Consider the following 18,306-nt stretch of genomic DNA (forward strand, 5'->3'; position numbering starts at 1 on the left):
ACAGCGAGAACTATGAAGTACAGTTATTATCCGGGATGCACTTTGAGAACAAAGGCAAAGGATCTGGATGCTTATGCAAGGGCTTCGGCAAAAGCACTGGGATTTGAACTGGAAGAGATTGAAGACTGGCAGTGCTGCGGCGGCGTCTATCCGCTTGGTACTGACGAGATCGCTACGAAGCTGTCTTCTGTCCGCGCCCTGAATGAGGCAAAGGTAAAAGGACAGAGTCTTGTAACCCTGTGTTCCGCATGCCATCATGTGATCAAGCGTGTCAATGACGACATGAAGAACGTGGAGGACATCCGTACCAGGGCAAACAACTATATGGAGCTTGAAGAGCCTTATGCAGGTGAAACAGAGGTCCTTCATTTCTTAGAGGTTCTTCGTGATAAGGTTGGATTTGACGAGCTGAAGAAAAAGGTGACCAATCCTCTGACAGGAAAGAAGATCGGCGCTTACTATGGATGCCTGCTTCTGCGTCCGAGCAGCCTTTTAGCTTTTGACGATCCGGAGAATCCGAAGATCATTGAAGACTTTATCCGCGCAATCGGAGCGGAGCCGGTGGTTTACCCGTACCGCAACGAGTGCTGCGGCGGCTACATTTCCCTGAAGGAAAAGGATATGTCCAAAACGATGTGTGAGAAGATTATGGACAGCGCGGAAGGCTTCGGCGCGGAGATGCTGATCACGGCCTGTCCGTTATGTCTGTATAATCTAAACAAGAGCAGCGGGAAGCTCCCGGTGGTTTACTTCACGGAGCTGCTGGCAGAGGCTCTCGGCGTAAAGGAGGAGGTGCAGAAGTCATGAGTTCTGAAAAGAAACAGGCCGAACTGATCAAGGAGATCAGCGGCGTCAATCCGTTGAAATGCATGAAATGCGGGAAATGCTCTGCATCCTGTCCGTCATATAACGAGATGGATATCAAGCCGCATCAATTTGTATCCTATGTGGTCAATGAAGATATTGAAAGCCTGGTAAATTCCAAGTCGCTCTGGAAATGTCTTTCCTGCTTCGCGTGTGTGGAGAGATGCCCCCGCGATGTGAAGCCGGGAAAACTGATCGACGCGGCAAGACAGGTCGTAGTGCGTCAGAAAGACCAGGATTATCTGTCGCCAAACGAAATTCCGGAATTACTGGACCCGGAACTTCCGCAGCAGTTATTAGTCAGTGCATTCAGAAGATATAGGAGGTGAGGTCTAAGTGCAGAGGATAGGAGTATTTGTCTGCCACTGCGGAAGCAATATCGCCGCAACGGTAGATGTAAAAAAAGTCGTAGATATGGCACAGATGGAGCCGGGCGTTGTCCATGCCGAAGACTACCAGTATATGTGTTCCGAGGCGGGACAGGCGAAGATCGCGGCGGCCATCCATGAAAAAGGGCTGACAGGAGTTGTAGTATGTTCCTGCTCCCCGCGTATGCATGAAACCACATTCAGAAAGGCAGCGGAGCGTGCCGGACTGAATCCGTATATGGTGGAGATCGCCAACATCCGTGAGCATTGTTCCTGGATTCACAAGGATATGGAGGAAGGAACAAAGAAGGCAGTCATCCTGATGCGCGCGGCGGTTGCGAAGGTGAACTTAAACGCGCCGCTCCAGGCAGGAGAGAGCCGCGTGACCAAGAGAGCGCTTGTGATCGGCGGCGGTATCGCAGGAATCCAGACCGCTCTGGACATCGCGGACGCAGGCTATGAAGTGGACATTGTGGAGAAGACACCCAGCATCGGCGGAAGGATGTCACAGCTGGACAAGACATTCCCCACGCTGGACTGTTCCGCATGTATCCTGACACCGAAGATGGTGGAAGCGGCGGCCCATGACAAGATCAAGATCTATACATACAGTGAAGTAGACAAAGTGAGCGGTTTCGTAGGCGACTTCACGGTAGACATCCGCAAGAAGGCAAGAAGCGTGGATATGGACAAATGTACGGGCTGCGGCGTCTGCCAGGAAAAATGTCCGTCCAAGAAGGCACCCAGCGAATTTAACCGGGGCCTGAATACAAGAAGCGCGATCTACACGCCGTTTGCACAGGCGATCCCGAATGTTCCGGTGATCGACCGGGAGGCCTGCATCAAGTTCAAGACCGGCAAATGCGGACTCTGTTCCAAGGTTTGCCAGGCAGGAGCTATTGATTACGAACAGAAGGATGAGATCGTAACAGAGAAGTACGGCGCTATCGTAGTTGCCACCGGCTTTGACACCATCAACCTGGAAAAATATGACGAGTATGCGTACAGCCAGAGCAAAGACGTCATCACCTCCCTGGAATTAGAGCGTGTGATGAACGCGGCTGGACCGACCCACGGCCATCTGGAGAGACTTTCCGACGGAAAAGCACCGAAAGAGATTGTATTTATCCAGTGTGTGGGAAGCCGCTGTTCCGACGACAGAGGAAAGCCGTACTGCTCCAAGATCTGCTGTATGTACACCGCAAAGCATGCGATGCTGATCCGCGACAAATATCCGGATGTGAATGTGACCGTATTCTATATCGATGTTCGTACACCGGGCAAGAACTTTGACGAGTTCTACAGAAGAGCGGTGGAACAGTATGGAGTGAATTACATCAAGGGCCAGGTCGGAAAGGTCATTCCCCAGCCCGACGGCAAGCTGTTGGTTCAGGGCTCTGACCTTCTGGACAACCGTCAGATCCTGAAAGAAGCGGATATGGTGGTTCTGGCAACAGCCATCGAACCGAATCCGGATGTGCGCAAGATCGCAACCATGCTGACCGCAAGTATCGACACCAACAACTTCCTCACCGAAGCACATGCCAAGCTGCGTCCGGTAGAATCTCCCACAGCGGGTATCTTCCTGTCCGGCGTATGCCAGGGCCCCAAGGATATTCCGGAGACCGTTGCCCAGGCAGGCGCTGCAGCGGTGAAGGCGATCGGGCTTCTTGCGAAGGATAAGCTGATGACCAATCCGTGTACCGCACAGGCAGATATCCTGCTCTGCAACGGATGCTCCACCTGTGAGAACGTATGCCCATACGGTGCGATCACCTATGAGGATAAAGAAGTCAATGACCACGGAATCCGTGAGACCCGCCGTATCGCAGTGGTAAACAACGCACTCTGCCAGGGCTGCGGCGCATGTACCGTTGCATGTCCGTCAGGAGCCATGGATCTGCAGGGATTCTCAAATAGACAGATTATAGCGGAGGTGGATGCAATATGTCGTTAGAAAATAAAGAATTCAAACCGAAAATTGTAGCGTTCTGCTGTAACTGGTGCAGTTATGCAGGAGCTGACCTGGCAGGAAGCAGCCGTCTGTCCTATCCTGCTGACGTAAAGATCATCCGCGTTCCCTGTTCCTGCCGTGTGAATCCGATGTTCATCTTAAGGGCATTCGAGAAAGGCGCAGACGGAGTGATCATGTGCGGATGCCACCCGGGAGACTGCCATTACAGTACCGGCAACTATTACGCAAGAAGGCGTATGACCCTGTTGTTCTCCATGTTGGATTACATCGGTGTGGAAAACGGCCGTACACGCGTAGAGTGGGTATCTGCGGCAGAGGGTGTGAAGTTCTCTGAGACAATGAACAGTTTTGTAGAGAAGATCTATTCTCTTGGCGAAAATGTAAGATTGGGGGATTTAAGATGCAAGAAGTAGTAAACCGTGCAAAAGAACTGCTGGCAGATGGGACTGTGGCACGGGTTCTCGGCTGGAAAGCCGGAGACTTGCCTTATAACCCGGAGCCGGCTTACTTTGAGACAGCGGAAGCTCTGGAGGATTTCGTGTATAACGGATTCTGCGGGGCCAATCTGAGCAAATATATGATCGAGGCATCCAAGCTGGAAGGAAAGACATTGGTTTGCTTAAAGCCATGCGATACATACAGCTTCAACCAGTTGATCAAGGAACACCGCGTAGACAGGGACAAAGCCTATATCATAGGTGTGGGATGCAAAGGAAAACTGGATATCGAACGGATCAAAAAGCAGGGGATCAAGGGAATCGAGAGTATTGAAGGCGCGGAGATCACCGACGCTGCAGATACCCTTAAGGTCCATACCATCTATGGAGAAAAGACCTGCGCCTACGCAGACGCTATGCTGGAAAGATGCCATGTCTGCAAGGGAAAGGACCACATGATCTACGATGAGCTGATCGGAGAGTCCAAGGAAACCAAGGATGGGGAACGGTTTGACGAAGTGGCAAGGATCGAGGCTATGAGCCCGGAGGAGAAGTTTGCATTCTTCCAGAGCGAATTGAGCAAGTGTATCCGCTGCAATGCCTGCAGAAATGCATGTCCGGCCTGCAGCTGCCGCAAGTGTGTATTCGACAGCAACAAGTTTGACAGCTCCCAGAAAGCCAATGTGGATACCTTTGAGGAAAAGATGTTCCATATCATCCGCGCGTTCCATGTGGCAGGAAGATGTACAGACTGCGGAGAATGCAGCCGCGTATGTCCCCAGGGAATCCCGCTCCACCTGTTCAACCGCAAGTTTATCAAGGACATTGACGAGCTGTACGGCGAATACCAGGCAGGGGAAGATACCGAATCAAAAGCACCGCTTACAAACTATACGTTTGAAGACGCGGAACCAAGTATTGTAGGAAAGAGGGGATAATGTATGTATAAGATAGCAAAAAAAGATCTTTCCGCATTATTCCATTTAATCGCGGATAGCCAGGAACTGTATCTTCCGGTGAAAACCGCCGGGCAGACCAATTTTGCGGCATGGACTGAGGACGCAGAGGTGGATCTGGATACATTGAAGACCGTAAAATCAGCGAAAGATGCATTTTTCCCGCAGAGCGAAGGTCTTTACACCGTAAAAAAAGAAGGAAAGAAGATGTCCGTAGAGCCTCAGACGCTGAAAGAGCAGGAATTTGTCGTATTCGGCATGAAAGCCTGCGACGTGAAGGGGATCGAGGTACTGGACAACGTATTCCTTACAGATCCTGTCGATACCTTTTATGCGGCAAGAAGGGATCACGGAACCATCGTTGCCATGGCCTGCCACGAACCGGAAGAGACCTGCTTCTGCAAGGTGTTCGGCGTGGATGCGGCTCAGCCGGCGTCGGACGTAGCAGTCTGGACGGTAGGCGAGGATCTTTTCTGGAAAGCGCTGACCGAAAAAGGCGAGACGCTGACAGCGGCGGTGAAGGAACTGCTCTCGGACGCTGACGAAGCAGCCGTTGAAGCGGAGAAGGAAGCAATCCACAAAATCGTGGAAAAGCTCCCCTATATGAACCTTTCTCTGGAAGGATGGAACGGGGATGCCCTTACGGAAAAATTTGACTCCCCAATCTGGGAAGAATTATACAAGCCATGTCTGGCATGCGGCACCTGTACGTTTGTGTGCCCGACCTGCCAGTGCTATGATATCAAGGACTACACCGCAGGAAACAGCGTTTCCCGTTACAGATGCTGGGATTCCTGTATGTATTCCGACTTTACGATGATGGCCCACGGCAACAACCGCACCAGCCAGATGCAGCGGTTCCGCCAGCGGTTCATGCACAAGCTGGTATACTATCCGGCCAACAACGACGGGATGTATTCCTGCGTAGGATGCGGACGCTGCGTAGAAAAATGTCCGTCCGCCCTGAACATCGTGAAGGTCGTGAAAGCATTTCAGAATCAGGGAGGTGAAAAATAATGGGTGAATGTACATGTCATAAGAATTATACATTAGATACTCTGATCCCCCAGGTAGGCGTGATCACGGATATCCGGGAAGAGACCCCGGACGTAAAGACGTTCCGCGTCAATGCGCCGGAGGGCGGCAAGCTGTTCGAGCATATGCCGGGACAGTGCGCCATGGTCTGTGCGCCGGGTATCAGCGAAGGTATGTTTTCCATTACTTCTTCGCCGACCAACAAGGAATATCAGGAATTCAGTATTAAGAAATGCGGAATCCTGACAGATTATCTCCACAGCCTGGAGGTGGGCGACGAGATCACAGTCCGCGGCCCCTACGGCAACTCATTTCCGGTGGAGACAGAGTTAAAAGGCAAGAACCTTCTGTTTATCGCAGGCGGTATCGGCCTTGCGCCCCTCCGTTCCGTGATCAATTACGTGCTGGATAACCGTGCGAATTACGGTACCGTAGATATTGTCTATGGTTCCCGCTCTGCGGACGACCTGGTTCAGCTCAAGGAGATCCAGGAAGTCTGGATGAAGGCAGAGGGCGTGAATGTATATCTGACCATCGACCGTGAGCAGGAAGGCTGGGACGGCCATGTTGGATTTGTTCCGAATTATGTGAAGGAGCTTGGATTTGATACGGACAAGACAGCGCTCGTGTGCGGACCTCCGATCATGATCAAGTTCGTGCTTGCAGGCTTAAAGGAACTTGGATTTACCACAGAGCAGGTCTATACGACACTGGAGCTCCGGATGAAGTGCGGAGTCGGAAAGTGCGGACGCTGCAACATCGGTTCCAAGTACGTGTGCAAGGACGGTCCGGTATTCCGGTATGATGAGATTGATGAACTTCCGAATGAATACTAAGGCTCGATTGGATGAACATGAAATAATCAAAGAAAGGACATGAATGACATGGAAAAGATGGTAAATGTATATTTTTTCGGTAAAAAATACAGCGTACCTGCAGAACTTACGATCATGACTGCGATGGAATATGCCGGATATACACTGGGAAGAGGATGTGGCTGCCGTCATGGTTTCTGCGGAGCATGTGCGACGATCTACAGGATCAAGGGAAAAAATGAATTAAAGACCTGCCTTGCCTGCCAGACACAGGTAGAAGAGGGCATGTACGTGGCAAGTATCCCCTTCTTCCCGACAGATAAGAGGACTTATGAGATCAAGGATATCAAGCCGACCCAGCAGATTATGATGGAACTGTATCCGGAGATCTACAGCTGTATCGGATGCAACGCATGTACGAAGGCATGTACCCAGGATCTGAATGTAATGCAGTATATCGCATACGCACAGCGGGGCGAATTTGAGAAATGCGCGGAAGAGTCCTTTGACTGTGTCAGCTGCGGATGCTGTTCCGTAAGATGTCCGGCAGGAATCTCCCATCCGATGGTTGGACTTCTGGCAAGACGTCTCACCGGTAAGTACATCGCGCCTGAGACCGAGCATCTCAAAAACCGTGTGGACGAGGTGAACCGGGGCGAGTATGACAGCCTGATCGAGCAGATCATGCAGAAGCCGATCGAAGAGATGCAGGAACTTTACAACACAAGAGAGATTGAGAAATAGGGGAGGGTCGAATATGTATACACCATATCCAGAGAATATGATGGAATCCATCAAAAAGGTAGAGGCTACAAGAGCAGAACGTATGTCTACAGAACCAAGACGTCTGACTGCTGACGAAAAAGATGCTCTCCTGAAGGAATTTCATCCGGATTATAATCCAGATGCGTTTGCAGAGATTAAAGTAGGCCCGAACAAAGGACAAAAAGCGCCCCTTGAACTGGCTGAAATGCTTCACTCTACAAGCCGGCTTGTGGAGGAGAAGGTTGACATTACGAAAGTGGATTATGACGTAGATGTGCTTGTGATCGGCGGCGGCGGCGCCGGTTCCTCCTGTGCCATCGAAGCGCACAATGCAGGCGCAAATGTAATGATCGTGACAAAACTCCGTATCGGCGATGCGAATACGATGATGGCCGAAGGCGGCATCCAGGCGGCAGATAAGGAAAATGATTCTCCGGTACAGCATTATCTGGACGCGTTCGGCGGCGGACATTTTGCTGCAAAGCCGGAACTGGTAAAACGTCTTGTAATGGAAGCGCCTGACGCGATCAAATGGCTGAACGAACTGGGCGTTATGTTTGACAAGGACGCAGACGGACGGATGGTAACGACCCACGGCGGCGGTACCTCCAGAAAGAGAATGCATGCATGTAAGGACTACTCCGGAGCAGAGATCATGCGTACACTCCGCGACGAGGTATTGAACCTTCAGATCCCGGTGGTAGAATTTACTTCTGCGGTAGAGATCATCAAAGATGAGAAAGGCCAGGCAGCAGGCGCGGTCCTTCTCAATATGGAGACAGGAGATTATTCTGTTGCCAGAGCAAAGACGGTTGTGATCGCAACAGGCGGCGCGGGAAGAATGCATTACCAGGGATTCCCCACATCCAACCACTACGGGGCAACGGCAGACGGTCTTGTACTGGGATACCGGGCAGGAGTACCGCTTCTGTACCAGGATTCCATCCAGTACCATCCCACAGGCGTCGCTTATCCGGTGCAGATCCTGGGCGCTCTTGTGACAGAGAAGGTTCGTTCTGTCGGCGCACAGCTTGTCAATGCAAATGGGGAAGCTTATATTCATCCTCTGGAGACCCGCGACGTCAATGCTTCAGGTGTAATCCGTGAATGCAGAGAAGGCCGCGGCGTAGAGACGCCAGACGGAGAGCACGGCGTATGGCTTGATACACCGATGATCGAGATTCTCGGAGGAGAGGGAACGATCGAAAAGAGAATCCCTGCCATGTTCCGTATGTACATGAAGTATGGAATCGATATGAGAAAAGTTCCGATCCTGATCTATCCGACACTGCATTATCAGAACGGCGGCCTTGAGATCGACGGAGAAGGCTTCGCAAAGAACATTCCGAATCTTCTGGCAGCAGGAGAGGCAGCAGGCGGAATCCACGGAACAAACAGACTGATGGGCAATTCCCTTCTTGATGTCATCGTATTCGGCCGGAACGCAGGTAAGAAAGCAGCGGCAAAGGCAAAAGAAGTTGAACTTGGCGCTATGAATCTTGACCATGTGGCAAGCTATGACGAGGAATTAAAGGGCGCTTCTGCAGCGACAGGAGAGGTATCACCGAAGCTTCTTCCGAAGTATGCGCGCCATGAGAGATAATCGATAGCAGTATTGGGAACGGGGGTGCCAGGAAGGGATGATATTTCCACCTGTACGAGTCGGTTGGAGGCTCTTTAGAGCATCCAACCGTACAGGTGGCAATATTTCGAGTGTGAAAAATCAGTTTCCGGCAGCCCCGCCGTGAATATAAAGAAGGAGATTAAGTTATGCGTGAGATAGAAGTAAGCAAGATTACGGAAGTCGTAGAAAAACTTTGTATCGAAGCAAATGAGCATCTTCCGGAAGACGTGAAATGCGCGATCAAAGACTGCCGTGCCTGCGAGGACGGAGAGATCGCGAAGGGCGTCCTGGATAATATCATCGAGAATTTTGAGATCGCAGACAGCGAGTGCGTGCCGATCTGCCAGGATACCGGCATGGCATGTGTATTTTTAGAGATCGGCCAGGATGTGCATCTGACAGGCGGCAGCCTTGCGGAAGCGGTTGACGAGGGTGTACGCCGGGGCTATGACAAGGGATATCTTCGGAAATCCGTTGTAAAAGACCCGGTCCGCCGCGGAAACACAGGAGACAACACACCGGCAATGCTCTACACAGAGATCGTTCCCGGCGAGCAGATCAAGATCACCGTTGGACCGAAGGGCTTCGGAAGCGAGAACATGAGCCAGATCCGTATGTTTAAGCCGTCTCACGGCCTGCAGGGGATCAAGGACTTCATCCTGGAGGTTGTGGAGACCGCAGGACCCAACCCGTGCCCGCCGATGGTAGTCGGCGTTGGAATCGGCGGAACCTTTGACAAGGCGGCCCTTCTGGCGAAAAAAGCGCTGATGCGGCCCATTGATTCCTCCAATCCGGATCCCTTCTATGCAGACCTGGAAAAAGAGATGCTGGAAAAAGTCAACAAGCTGGGCATCGGACCTCAGGGCTTCGGCGGAAAGACGACAGCGATCGGATTAAACATTGAGACATTGCCAACCCATATTGCAGGCATGCCATGTGCAGTAAATATCAACTGCCATGTAACACGTCATAAATCGGAGGTGATCTAAGATGGCAGCAAAAAAGATTACATTACCATTGACAGAGGAACTTGCAAAGACACTGCACGCAGGAGACAGCGTTCTTGTGACAGGAACGATCTATACGTCCCGGGACGCAGGCCATAAGCGTATGTGCGAGGCTCTGGCAAAAGGCGAAGAGATTCCATTTGATCCGAAAGACGCGACCATCTACTATGTAGGGCCGACTCCGGCAAAACCGGGCCAGGTCATCGGTTCTGCAGGACCGACCACCAGCGGGCGTATGGATGCTTACGCGCCGACTATGATGTCCGTAGGCGCGCGCGGAATGATCGGAAAAGGCGCACGCCTTCCGGAAGTCATCGACGCGATGAAGAAGTATTCCGGCGTTTACTTCGGAGCCATCGGCGGAGCGGGAGCTCTGCTTGCAAAATGTATCAAAAAGGCAGAACTGATCGCTTTTGAAGATCTGGGTGCGGAAGCGCTGAGAAAGCTTTATGTTGAGGATATGCCGCTGGTTGTCATCATTGACAGCGAGGGAAATAACCTGTACGAGAGCGGAAGAGCCGCTTATCTGGAAGAGCATAAAGAGTAATTGTAGGACATTCATACAGACAGCGGGCCTCTGGCGGCTTGCTGTCTTTTACCATAGTATGCAGATCGGCTGCCGATGGGATGCTGTATGAGTCAGGAAGAAATGCAGTTCTGCACTGGCAGCGGATGTTCTGTATTTACAGAAGGGAGTCATAAGACATGGAGTTATTTGGAGGAATATTGGCAGTAAAGGCTGTAGTATTTCTTACGTTTTCGGTCTTTGCGATTGCGGCCATCGGGTATGCGATCGGTAAGATCACCGTAAAAGGAATCAACCTTGGAACGGCCGGGGTATTTATCATTGCTCTGGTTTACGGATGCCTGCTGTACACAAAACTGTCAGACAACCTGATGGCGGGAGAGACGACCTTTGCTACGGACGCGCTGAAAATCGTGGAAAATATGGGGCTCATCTTTTTCGTGACCTCTGTCGGCTTTATTGCGGGGCCGAATTTTTTTGGAAACCTGAAACGGAACTTCAAATCCTACGTTCTGCTGGGTGCTGTGATCATTTTTGCGGCGGCGGTTACCTGCGTCGCATGTATTCTGATCGGTTCCAACTTTACGGACCTGGAACATGAGCAGTTCCGGGCGATCATGGTGGGCCTGCTTTCCGGAGCGCTGACCAGTACGCCTGCATTTTCCGCATCCAAAGCGGCTGTCGGTTTGGATCTGGAAGCGCTGGTATCCGTAGGGTATGGGATCTCCTATCTGTTCGGCGTGGTCGGTGTGGTTCTGTTTGTGCAGATCGTTCCGAAGATGCTGAAAGCAAACATGAATGAAGAAGTGGCAAAGATCACCGCAAAAGAAGGCGAGGGCAGGAAAAAGAGCAGTCTGATCCTGACAGAAGTGGATGAATTCGGATTCTTCGCGTTTTCACTTGCGGCGATCATTGGAATCCTGGTGGGAAGCCTCAGCTACAGGAACTTTTCGCTGACCACGACAGGCGGCTGCCTTCTGACAGCCCTCGTATTCGGACACTACGGACATGCCGGAAAGATTTCCATCGTTCCGAAAAATTCCACCTTGAAGATGCTGAGGGAGCTGGGACTGATGCTGTTTCTGATCGGAGCGGGAGTATCCGGCGGTGCCAAGTTCGTACAGTATTTCGAACCGGTATATTTCCTTTACGGAGCGATCATGACGATCCTTCCGATGATCATCGGATTCATTGTGGCAAAGAATGTATTGAAGCTGCCCCTGCTCAATAACCTTGGTTCACTGACAGGAGGTATGACGAGTACGCCGGCCCTTGGAACTCTGATCAATATGGCCGGTACGGAAGATATCGCAGCTGCCTATGCGGCGACATATCCGATCGCGCTGATCGCGGTTGTACTGGCGTCGCAGTTGATTATACTATTCTGCTAAAATAAGAACCGCTGCAAAGGGGTGTCGGGAAAAAACGGAATCCACACAAATATATGGCGGGTCTCCGAAGAACCGTCAATAGAACGTGTGCGAATCCTGTTTCCCGATAGACCGCTGCAGCAAGGAACGCCTGAACAGGGCGTTTTTTTATTCTATAGAAAACTTCTCCGAATTTTCCTATAGTACAAAAACCCTCCGGGGGATGCGCACTGCGGCGTATGAGGTAGATGTCGCAATGCGACCGCCGCAGGCGCAAGTTTCGCAAGCAAAACTCTTTGTTCCCTCAGAGACTGTAAACCTGCCAGGCGCATACGCACATCTATCGTCAATTCACTGCCTGGCCGGCTGCATGCTGCATAGCTTCCTGCATTTAAAAAATTCTGTCAGAAAACCATAGAAATCAATCACGTTCTGAGAGTCCATCTTATTCCTGTTATAGTTAATGATAATGTCCCTCTGACAGACAGGCTCCTCGATCTTTAAAAGCCGAACATGTTCGTTTTCAATACTTCCCCATGTAAACTCCGGCCAGAAGCCGATGCCCATATTGGCTGCGATCATATTTTTTACGGCGGAGGGATTGTCGCTTTCGAAGATGATCTTCGGTGTAAAGCCTGCATGCTGGCAGAACCGGTCGCAGATATAGCGAAATTCTCTTGATCCCAGAAGGCTGATAAACCCTTCCTCCGCCACCTCATCCAGACAGACGGACTCCCGTTTCTTATATTTCCCGTTTCTGGGAACAGCCAGATAGATCTCCTCCGCGCAGGTAAAGCTGTTTTCTTCATTTACCGCCTGGTAAAACAGCTTTGTCTTAACAGCGATGTCATAAAGCTCGCTCTCCGAGTTCTGCTGGAGCTGAAAATTGATATCCTCATGCTCCTTCTTGTATTCTATGATGGCTTCCATCACAAGCCCTGAGGCCGCCAGAACATTCATATGTATGGTTTCGCCCTCCAGGGCAACCATCATCCGGAGCTGCTCCGGAATATCGTCAATCTGCGCCATCAGTGGCTCCAGCTTCTTCTGGAGATATTTTCCATATTCTGTCAGCACGATATTCCTGCCCTTGGCCGTAAACAGCGGAACCCCCAGGTCATTCTCCAGCCGCCGGATCGCCTGGGTCAGCGCAGGCTGCGTGATATGCAGGTTTTTTGCGCTGTTCGTCATATGCTTCGTGCTGGCCGCTTCCAGAAAATACCGGATCTGCATCAGTTCCATACCAAACCCCTCTCTTGCCTTTCTTTTAATTCATAATGTAAACATTATGAATTTTATAAATATTATATATTAGACATAATCAAACGTCAATGATAAACTATAGTCGAAAGATGAAACAAGAGCTGTAAGGAAAGAGAGGGAATAAAAAATGGCCGAACTTTTAGAGTCAACCATGCTGATCTGCTTCGGATTATCCTGGCCTATGAATCTTGCCAAGAATATCAAAGCCAGATCAGCCAGAAACATGAGCATCCAGTTTATACTGCTTATTATCACGGGGTACATTGCAGGAATTTCCGCAAAGATCTACAGTCACAGATTCAACTATGTGTTGGTCGTGTACCTCTTAAATCTGGTTGTCGTATCCGCCAACGTCATTGTCTACTTTATCAACACACGTTACGACAGGCAGGCGCAGGCGGCAAATGCAGAACTGAGCAGACAGATATCAGGACACACAGGAAATACGGACAAAGGCATCGCAGAAGCATCTGCAGACAACGCCCATACATCCGACCCCTTCCAACCATCCATGCATGAACAAGGAGATGATGAAATGCAGACTTATCGTGAACTTAACAGTATTACAGAAGCAGGCGGCGTCGTACTTTTCGGCTCAAATACATTTGCTTCACTTCCGGTTGGGGAGCTGGCACAGGCTTTCCGCATCACAGAGCCCATTTATAACCGAAGCGTCAAGGATATACGCATTGACCAGATCGAACGTTATCTGAAGGTGTGCCTGTATGACTTAAATCCCCGTAAGATTTTTGTAAATATGGGGGATGTGGATATTCGGGATGAGAATGTGGATGTAGACAACTTCATTTCCAAATATGAATGGCTGCTCTACATGATCCATACAAAGACGCAGGCGTCCATCTATATCGTACCCATCGTGTCAAAGAGCCCGGCCGCATTCAAGATCAACCAGCGTCTGAAAGCACTGGCCGTACAGACCGGCTGCAAATGCATCGATATCTCAGGTGTGTTCGAATCCAGGCGCCCCACCCTCCGGCTGTTCGAATTGATGAAGGTGCATATGCGCAATCATCCGATCAACTTTGCGGACGCAATGGAGGTTGGTACTCTCAGCAACCGGGTGATCGAGGATGTTCCCAATGACGGACAGCCGTCCGCAGCGCCTGGAATCAAGAAAGAGGTTGTATATGCGAAGCATTAAACGCATGCTGCAGAGCATATAAAACTGCAGATCATAATCTGAAATGGCTTTTATGATGCGAGTCACCCTCCGCCGGTTATACGGGAGAGGGTGGCTCTTATGTAATCAGTCAGAGTGGTGGCGCGAATATTTGATTCCTCCTATAGCTGCCAGTGAAAATACCAGTCCCAGGACCGCCGCTCCCCAATCTGCGGTATCGCCTGTCCGGACCGCGCCGGCAGAATTTTGGCCGTTCACATAGAGATCACCTTTGTTCCTTCCATTGCCGGAATCTGACGTACTGCTTCCGGCAGCGCCATTTGACGCGCCGTTCGCATGATCTCCCTTCGGGTCACTGCTTGTACCGGCCGTATTGCTTCCGCCGGGTTTATTGTCTCCGCCGGGCTTATTCGTTCCGCCGGGCGTATCCGTTCCTCCGGGTTTATTGTCTCCGCCGGGCTTATCCGTTCCGTCGGGTTTATTGTCTTCTCCGGGTTTCTCCTCTCCGCCCGGCTTATCTGTTTCTCCGGGCTTCTGATCCTCTCCGGGTTTGTCCTCTCCTCCGGGCGTTTCTCCGGTGTCTGACGGCTTCCATCTGGCATAAATGGTCATGTGCCCGGCTGCGGTCATCGTCTGATCCGCTGCAGTCTCTTTTCCGTCTGTGTTTATATACCACCCTTCAAATAGATAGCCGCTCCTCACCGGGTCAGGCGGCAAAGTAAACGTACTCCCCTCCGGCAGAAGCCGTTTTTCAACCGTACCATCTCCAAGATCAAATGTAATGATAAAATTGACTGTATTTCCTGTCTGCACCGTTCCGGTTCCTCCTATAGTTTCGGCCAGGCGGTTCCGTTCTTCCTCAGAAAGGTCCTCCGGAAGCAGAAGGATTCCGTCTACGACCAGAGTGTCTCCCAGTTTCAGATATATCGACAGGTTCTCGTTCGTAACATGTGTTTTTGCGTCTACAACGGCCCCTTCCTCTATCGTCAGCTTTCCTCCCGCCGGAATCTCCAGGACAGTCCCCCAGGCCCCATTGTTGGCAGTTCCCGCCCCCAGTTCCAGCGTCTGTCCATTCCTTAATACGGCATTGCCTTCCGCCTGATATCTGACCTGACCGGATTCTCTTATATTCACCAATCCGTTGATCGTCCCTTCATTCTGAATCACACCATTGTACGGATCGCCGTTAAAATTGACCTGAATGCTGCATAAGGTTCCGTCGGCATTGATCGTCCCCTTATTTTCCAACAGAGAGGTATTAAAAAATGTAGCTCCCGGCGCCAGATTGATCTCGCCGAAATTCCTGGTGAGTACCTCGCGGCCGCCGTTAGCCCCGTCGAAATTATGGAGTGTCCCTCCCTCTGATACATTCAATGTTCCATAATTGGTCAGTACGCCGATTTCTCCCGTTCCCCCGTAGCTGTTGCGCAGCGTGGCTCCGTCCGGGATCACTGCCGTTGTCCCTTCTGGAATCGTCAGGGTACTTCCAAGCATGCCAATATACAGCCGCTGGTCCGTTCCCAGCGGGAAACGGATATGCTCGTTCCAAACCACATTTCCATATACATTTCCGTTGCCCACAGATGTGATCTGGTCGGACGCTTCGTCATAGACGCAATCGGCATACTGGATATTATCCCCCTTCTGGATCAGATAATTATAGGGGCCTCCGCAGTATATCACGGCGCTGTTCTCCCATTTCACACTATTAGGGTCGGGGTAGATATCATAGCCTGGGGTCTGATTATTTTTCACATATAAGGAACCGCCGTTTACAGTAAAGTTCTTGCCGTTTCCAAATGTGATCATGCCTTCATACCCTGCGCTGCCGAGAGCCCTGACCTGGCTGGATTCAAACAGTACATTACCATTTGCGCTGATTGCGGTTCCGGCGCTGTTGACTGCGATCACGTGGCTGTTTCTTATGCTCACATCACCGATGTTATTTGTTCTCACCGCAGCGGAAGACACGGTAATCCCCGCGCTGTTTTTCAGAGTCACCCGGCTTCCGTTCTGGATTACAATGTCCCCGTATTCCGTAATGATCCCTGACGCGAAGCCATAGGTAACCGTCAGGTTCACGGCGTCCAATGTTACAGCGCCGTCTGTGCGGATTCCTTCCATCTGGCTGTCGATGGTCAGGGACCCGGTACCACGTACGTTCAGAGTCCGCGTGCCGGAATTGTTGCTGTCAGTCAGAAAGATCCCGCGGCCCTGAGAAGTAATCCGGTTCTCCCCTTCCAGTACCAGTTCAAAAGGCACACACATCCAGATTCCGCTCCCATAATTTTCAAAAGTAGCTCCACTATAAGTATTTTGAATGACCGCATCCCTCAGTGTCAGCCTGCCGCTGACCACATTTCCGGCCGAATCCGTTTCCGGCGTCCAGATGATCTGTCCCCCTCCTGCCGTATAGACGGTCTCTTCCGACGGGAGTCTCAAGGGATAGGCGTCCGGATTCGCAGGGTCATACCCGTCCTCATTAAAAATAAACCCATTGGATTTATCCCCTCCGTCTGCCGGCTCCTCCGCCCGTACCGCAAGCGGCATCATCCAGAATAGTACTCCCAGCAGAAGTGTAAAAAACTGATATTTACACAACTTTTTTCTCATCCTTTTTTCCTCCTGTCAATATTTGGTGGGGGGAGTTGTTTCTCCCCGTTTATACTTCTCTATTGCACATCATACAAAAAATTGGATTTGGATAACAAGGGAGCTTTCCTACTTTGCAATTTTTTTACCTACTTTGCAGTTTTCTGTTCTTGACACTGGCCGCTTAACCCTTTACGCTAATAGCAGAGAATTTGCAGGAGGTAGGAAATATGCTGCTTTGGAAACGGAAAGGGGCAATACCCCGATGGCTGGCAGGGGCGGTATTTCTAATCTGTGCGCTGGCAATGACAGGGCTTTTGGCATCAGAGGTTACTCCACGCCGGGAACAGCTCATACTGGAAGCAAGCGTCAATGGCGGCAAGATGACGCTGGAGACAGGCTATGAATATGGCGGCGCACTGACGCTGGCGGTGACGCTTCCCGAATGGGAGAGCCAGTGGCGTCCGATGCTGGAAGTCAGGCACACGGGTGAAGCGGAAGTGTTTTTAGACGGGGAGATGTTAGGCCGTATGGAGGCATGGGACGGGAAAACGCTGGGCAATGCCGTCTTTATGCTGCCTAAAGACTGTGCGGGAAAAACGGTGACGCTGGAAACGGCAAAGGAAGCAGAAGAGCCGCTCCCGCTTTTGTTCCTTACGGACAGCGGCGTAACGAGAGAAACTGAGCGGGCTTATACGGCGAAAAGCACACTCCCGGCAGCCGTTTTTGCCGTGGTGTCGCTGCTTGTCCTTGGGCTGTTTTTCTTTGGGCTGACAGAGGGACACTGTGACTGGCCGGTTCTGCTGCTTGGTTTTGCGGCGCTGCCCCAGGCATTTTATTTCCATGCACAAAGCCGGGGCGGGTATATCCTTCCCCCGGAAATTTATGGGCTGTGGCTTTGCCTGTCCAGGGCGGCGCTGTTCGCCCTCCCGCCGCTCTTTCTGCTGCTGCATATGAAAAAATGGCGGAAGCTGTTCCTGCCTTTTGCCATTCTGCCGGGGCTGGCTTATTTTGTAGTCGCGGGGTTTCAGACGGTGGTTCCTGCGTTCTCCATGGTCGGCTCCCGGATGGGGGAAGTGTTTTATCTGACTGTGGCGGCGCTTGTGGTGTGCGCCGTACTGGAATACCGGGATGAAAACCAGGTATTCCGCCTGTTCCTGCCGGGGCTTTTGTTATCCGCCGCCGGAATCGGTGCGGCGAGCCTGCTGTCGGGGCTGTGCGGCGGCGGGCGGCTACCCTATATGCAGTGGCTCGTTTCAGAAATCACCTGGCACCAGCCAGACCTCCCGCTGTACTGGTGGAGCGCCTTTGTGTTATTGCTTTGTTTTCTGGTGAGCGTACTGTCTCAGCTTCGCTTTCTGGCGGCGCGGGAAACACAGATGCAGGTGCTGGCCGCGCGGGAAAGCATGGCCCAGGAACAGCTTGCGGTGGTTCAGGAGAGCGATGAATCACTCCGCAGGATGCGGCATGAAACTGTAAATCATTACACCGTCATGCAGAAACTGTCCCAGGCTGGGGCATGGGACAGGCTGGAAACATATCTGGACGGCCTGCTGTCGGATGTGGAG

16 protein-coding genes are annotated in these 18,306 nt (G+C 51.4%); 14 read left to right on the forward strand and 2 right to left on the reverse strand.

Features of this window, described 5'->3' with window-relative positions; translation table 11 throughout:
• The first annotated feature begins 12 nt into the window (after window positions 1-12).
• The 12 genes from ACTOY7_RS16295 (at window position 13) to ACTOY7_RS16350 (ending at window position 11,763) form a co-directional block, all read left to right on the forward strand.
• Window positions 13-807: a CoB--CoM heterodisulfide reductase iron-sulfur subunit B family protein gene (locus tag ACTOY7_RS16295; RefSeq protein ID WP_004070053.1), complete on the forward strand. Its 795-nt coding sequence runs from the start codon at window positions 13-15 to the stop codon at window positions 805-807.
• Complete coding sequence (locus ACTOY7_RS16300; RefSeq protein WP_004070051.1) at window positions 804-1,193, forward strand: 4Fe-4S dicluster domain-containing protein; 390 nt, start codon at window positions 804-806, stop codon at window positions 1,191-1,193. The genes ACTOY7_RS16295 and ACTOY7_RS16300 overlap by 4 nt, the downstream gene beginning before the upstream one ends.
• Before the next feature lie 7 nt (window positions 1,194-1,200).
• On the forward strand, window positions 1,201-3,189 hold the full coding sequence (locus ACTOY7_RS16305) for a CoB--CoM heterodisulfide reductase iron-sulfur subunit A family protein (protein ID WP_004070049.1): 1,989 nt from the start codon (window positions 1,201-1,203) through the stop codon (window positions 3,187-3,189).
• Window positions 3,180-3,620, forward strand: a complete 441-nt coding sequence (locus ACTOY7_RS16310) for a hydrogenase iron-sulfur subunit (RefSeq protein WP_004070047.1) — start codon at window positions 3,180-3,182, stop codon at window positions 3,618-3,620. The genes ACTOY7_RS16305 and ACTOY7_RS16310 overlap by 10 nt, the downstream gene beginning before the upstream one ends.
• Window positions 3,608-4,582, forward strand: coding sequence for a 4Fe-4S dicluster domain-containing protein (locus ACTOY7_RS16315; protein ID WP_004070045.1), 975 nt, complete (start codon window positions 3,608-3,610; stop codon window positions 4,580-4,582). The genes ACTOY7_RS16310 and ACTOY7_RS16315 overlap by 13 nt, the downstream gene beginning before the upstream one ends.
• A 3-nt stretch (window positions 4,583-4,585) precedes the next feature.
• Entirely contained in the window at window positions 4,586-5,617 is a 1,032-nt protein-coding gene (locus ACTOY7_RS16320; protein ID WP_482670853.1) for a 4Fe-4S dicluster domain-containing protein, read from the forward strand.
• Entirely contained in the window at window positions 5,617-6,471 is an 855-nt protein-coding gene (locus ACTOY7_RS16325) for an FAD/NAD(P)-binding protein (protein WP_004070040.1), read from the forward strand. Before ACTOY7_RS16320 ends, ACTOY7_RS16325 begins: the two co-directional genes overlap by 1 nt.
• 48 nt (window positions 6,472-6,519) lie before the next feature.
• Window positions 6,520-7,194: a 4Fe-4S dicluster domain-containing protein gene (locus tag ACTOY7_RS16330; protein ID WP_004070038.1), complete on the forward strand. Its 675-nt coding sequence runs from the start codon at window positions 6,520-6,522 to the stop codon at window positions 7,192-7,194.
• 13 nt (window positions 7,195-7,207) lie between these two features.
• Window positions 7,208-8,818: an FAD-dependent oxidoreductase gene (locus tag ACTOY7_RS16335; RefSeq protein ID WP_004070036.1), complete on the forward strand. Its 1,611-nt coding sequence runs from the start codon at window positions 7,208-7,210 to the stop codon at window positions 8,816-8,818.
• Between the two features lie 167 nt (window positions 8,819-8,985).
• Window positions 8,986-9,828 carry a fumarate hydratase gene (locus ACTOY7_RS16340; RefSeq protein WP_004070035.1) on the forward strand — a complete coding sequence of 281 codons (843 nt, stop codon included), beginning with the start codon at window positions 8,986-8,988 and terminating at the stop codon, window positions 9,826-9,828.
• Between the two features lies 1 nt (window position 9,829).
• Window positions 9,830-10,393 (forward strand): Fe-S-containing hydro-lyase, encoded by a 564-nt coding sequence (locus ACTOY7_RS16345; protein WP_004070034.1) that lies wholly within the window; start codon window positions 9,830-9,832, stop codon window positions 10,391-10,393.
• A gap of 158 nt (window positions 10,394-10,551) precedes the next feature.
• Window positions 10,552-11,763: an aspartate-alanine antiporter-like transporter gene (locus tag ACTOY7_RS16350; RefSeq protein WP_160280269.1), complete on the forward strand. Its 1,212-nt coding sequence runs from the start codon at window positions 10,552-10,554 to the stop codon at window positions 11,761-11,763.
• A 330-nt stretch (window positions 11,764-12,093) separates the two neighbouring features.
• On the opposite strand, the gene ACTOY7_RS16355 is transcribed toward ACTOY7_RS16350, so the two are convergent.
• Window positions 12,094-12,984: a LysR family transcriptional regulator gene (locus ACTOY7_RS16355; protein WP_004070032.1), complete on the reverse strand. Its 891-nt coding sequence runs from the start codon at window positions 12,982-12,984 to the stop codon at window positions 12,094-12,096.
• Between the two features lie 148 nt (window positions 12,985-13,132).
• Between ACTOY7_RS16355 and ACTOY7_RS16360 the strand changes: the two genes are divergently transcribed.
• On the forward strand, window positions 13,133-14,167 hold the full coding sequence (locus ACTOY7_RS16360; RefSeq protein WP_004070031.1) for an SGNH/GDSL hydrolase family protein: 1,035 nt from the start codon (window positions 13,133-13,135) through the stop codon (window positions 14,165-14,167).
• 105 nt (window positions 14,168-14,272) lie between these two features.
• Here ACTOY7_RS16360 and ACTOY7_RS16365 read toward each other — a convergent pair whose 3' ends face one another.
• Entirely contained in the window at window positions 14,273-16,759 is a 2,487-nt protein-coding gene (locus ACTOY7_RS16365; protein ID WP_482670854.1) for an InlB B-repeat-containing protein, read from the reverse strand.
• Window positions 16,760-16,968: 209 nt separating this feature from the next.
• Here ACTOY7_RS16365 and ACTOY7_RS16370 point away from each other — a divergent pair.
• The coding region (locus ACTOY7_RS16370) for a hypothetical protein (protein ID WP_482672712.1) at window positions 16,969-18,306 on the forward strand (1,338 nt) is incomplete at its 3' end.

It is taken from the genome of Schaedlerella sp. (genome assembly GCF_056796775.1).

Bases quoted from the DNA above. Each gene is read 5' to 3' on its own strand.
- ACTOY7_RS16325 (WP_004070040.1), top strand. From the start codon at position 5,617: ATGGGTGAATGTACATGTCATAAGAATTATACATTAGATACTCTGATC.
- ACTOY7_RS16330 (WP_004070038.1), top strand. From the start codon at position 6,520: ATGGAAAAGATGGTAAATGTATATTTTTTCGGTAAAAAATACAGCGTA.
- ACTOY7_RS16315 (WP_004070045.1), top strand. From the start codon at position 3,608: ATGCAAGAAGTAGTAAACCGTGCAAAAGAACTGCTGGCAGATGGGACT.
- ACTOY7_RS16345 (WP_004070034.1), top strand. From the start codon at position 9,830: ATGGCAGCAAAAAAGATTACATTACCATTGACAGAGGAACTTGCAAAG.
- ACTOY7_RS16300 (WP_004070051.1), top strand. From the start codon at position 804: ATGAGTTCTGAAAAGAAACAGGCCGAACTGATCAAGGAGATCAGCGGC.
- ACTOY7_RS16340 (WP_004070035.1), top strand. From the start codon at position 8,986: ATGCGTGAGATAGAAGTAAGCAAGATTACGGAAGTCGTAGAAAAACTT.
- ACTOY7_RS16295 (WP_004070053.1), top strand. From the start codon at position 13: ATGAAGTACAGTTATTATCCGGGATGCACTTTGAGAACAAAGGCAAAG.
- ACTOY7_RS16355 (WP_004070032.1), bottom strand. From the start codon at position 12,984: ATGGAACTGATGCAGATCCGGTATTTTCTGGAAGCGGCCAGCACGAAG.
- ACTOY7_RS16310 (WP_004070047.1), top strand. From the start codon at position 3,180: ATGTCGTTAGAAAATAAAGAATTCAAACCGAAAATTGTAGCGTTCTGC.
- ACTOY7_RS16365 (WP_482670854.1), bottom strand. From the start codon at position 16,759: ATGAGAAAAAAGTTGTGTAAATATCAGTTTTTTACACTTCTGCTGGGA.
- ACTOY7_RS16335 (WP_004070036.1), top strand. From the start codon at position 7,208: ATGTATACACCATATCCAGAGAATATGATGGAATCCATCAAAAAGGTA.
- ACTOY7_RS16350 (WP_160280269.1), top strand. From the start codon at position 10,552: ATGGAGTTATTTGGAGGAATATTGGCAGTAAAGGCTGTAGTATTTCTT.
- ACTOY7_RS16360 (WP_004070031.1), top strand. From the start codon at position 13,133: ATGGCCGAACTTTTAGAGTCAACCATGCTGATCTGCTTCGGATTATCC.
- ACTOY7_RS16320 (WP_482670853.1), top strand. From the start codon at position 4,586: ATGTATAAGATAGCAAAAAAAGATCTTTCCGCATTATTCCATTTAATC.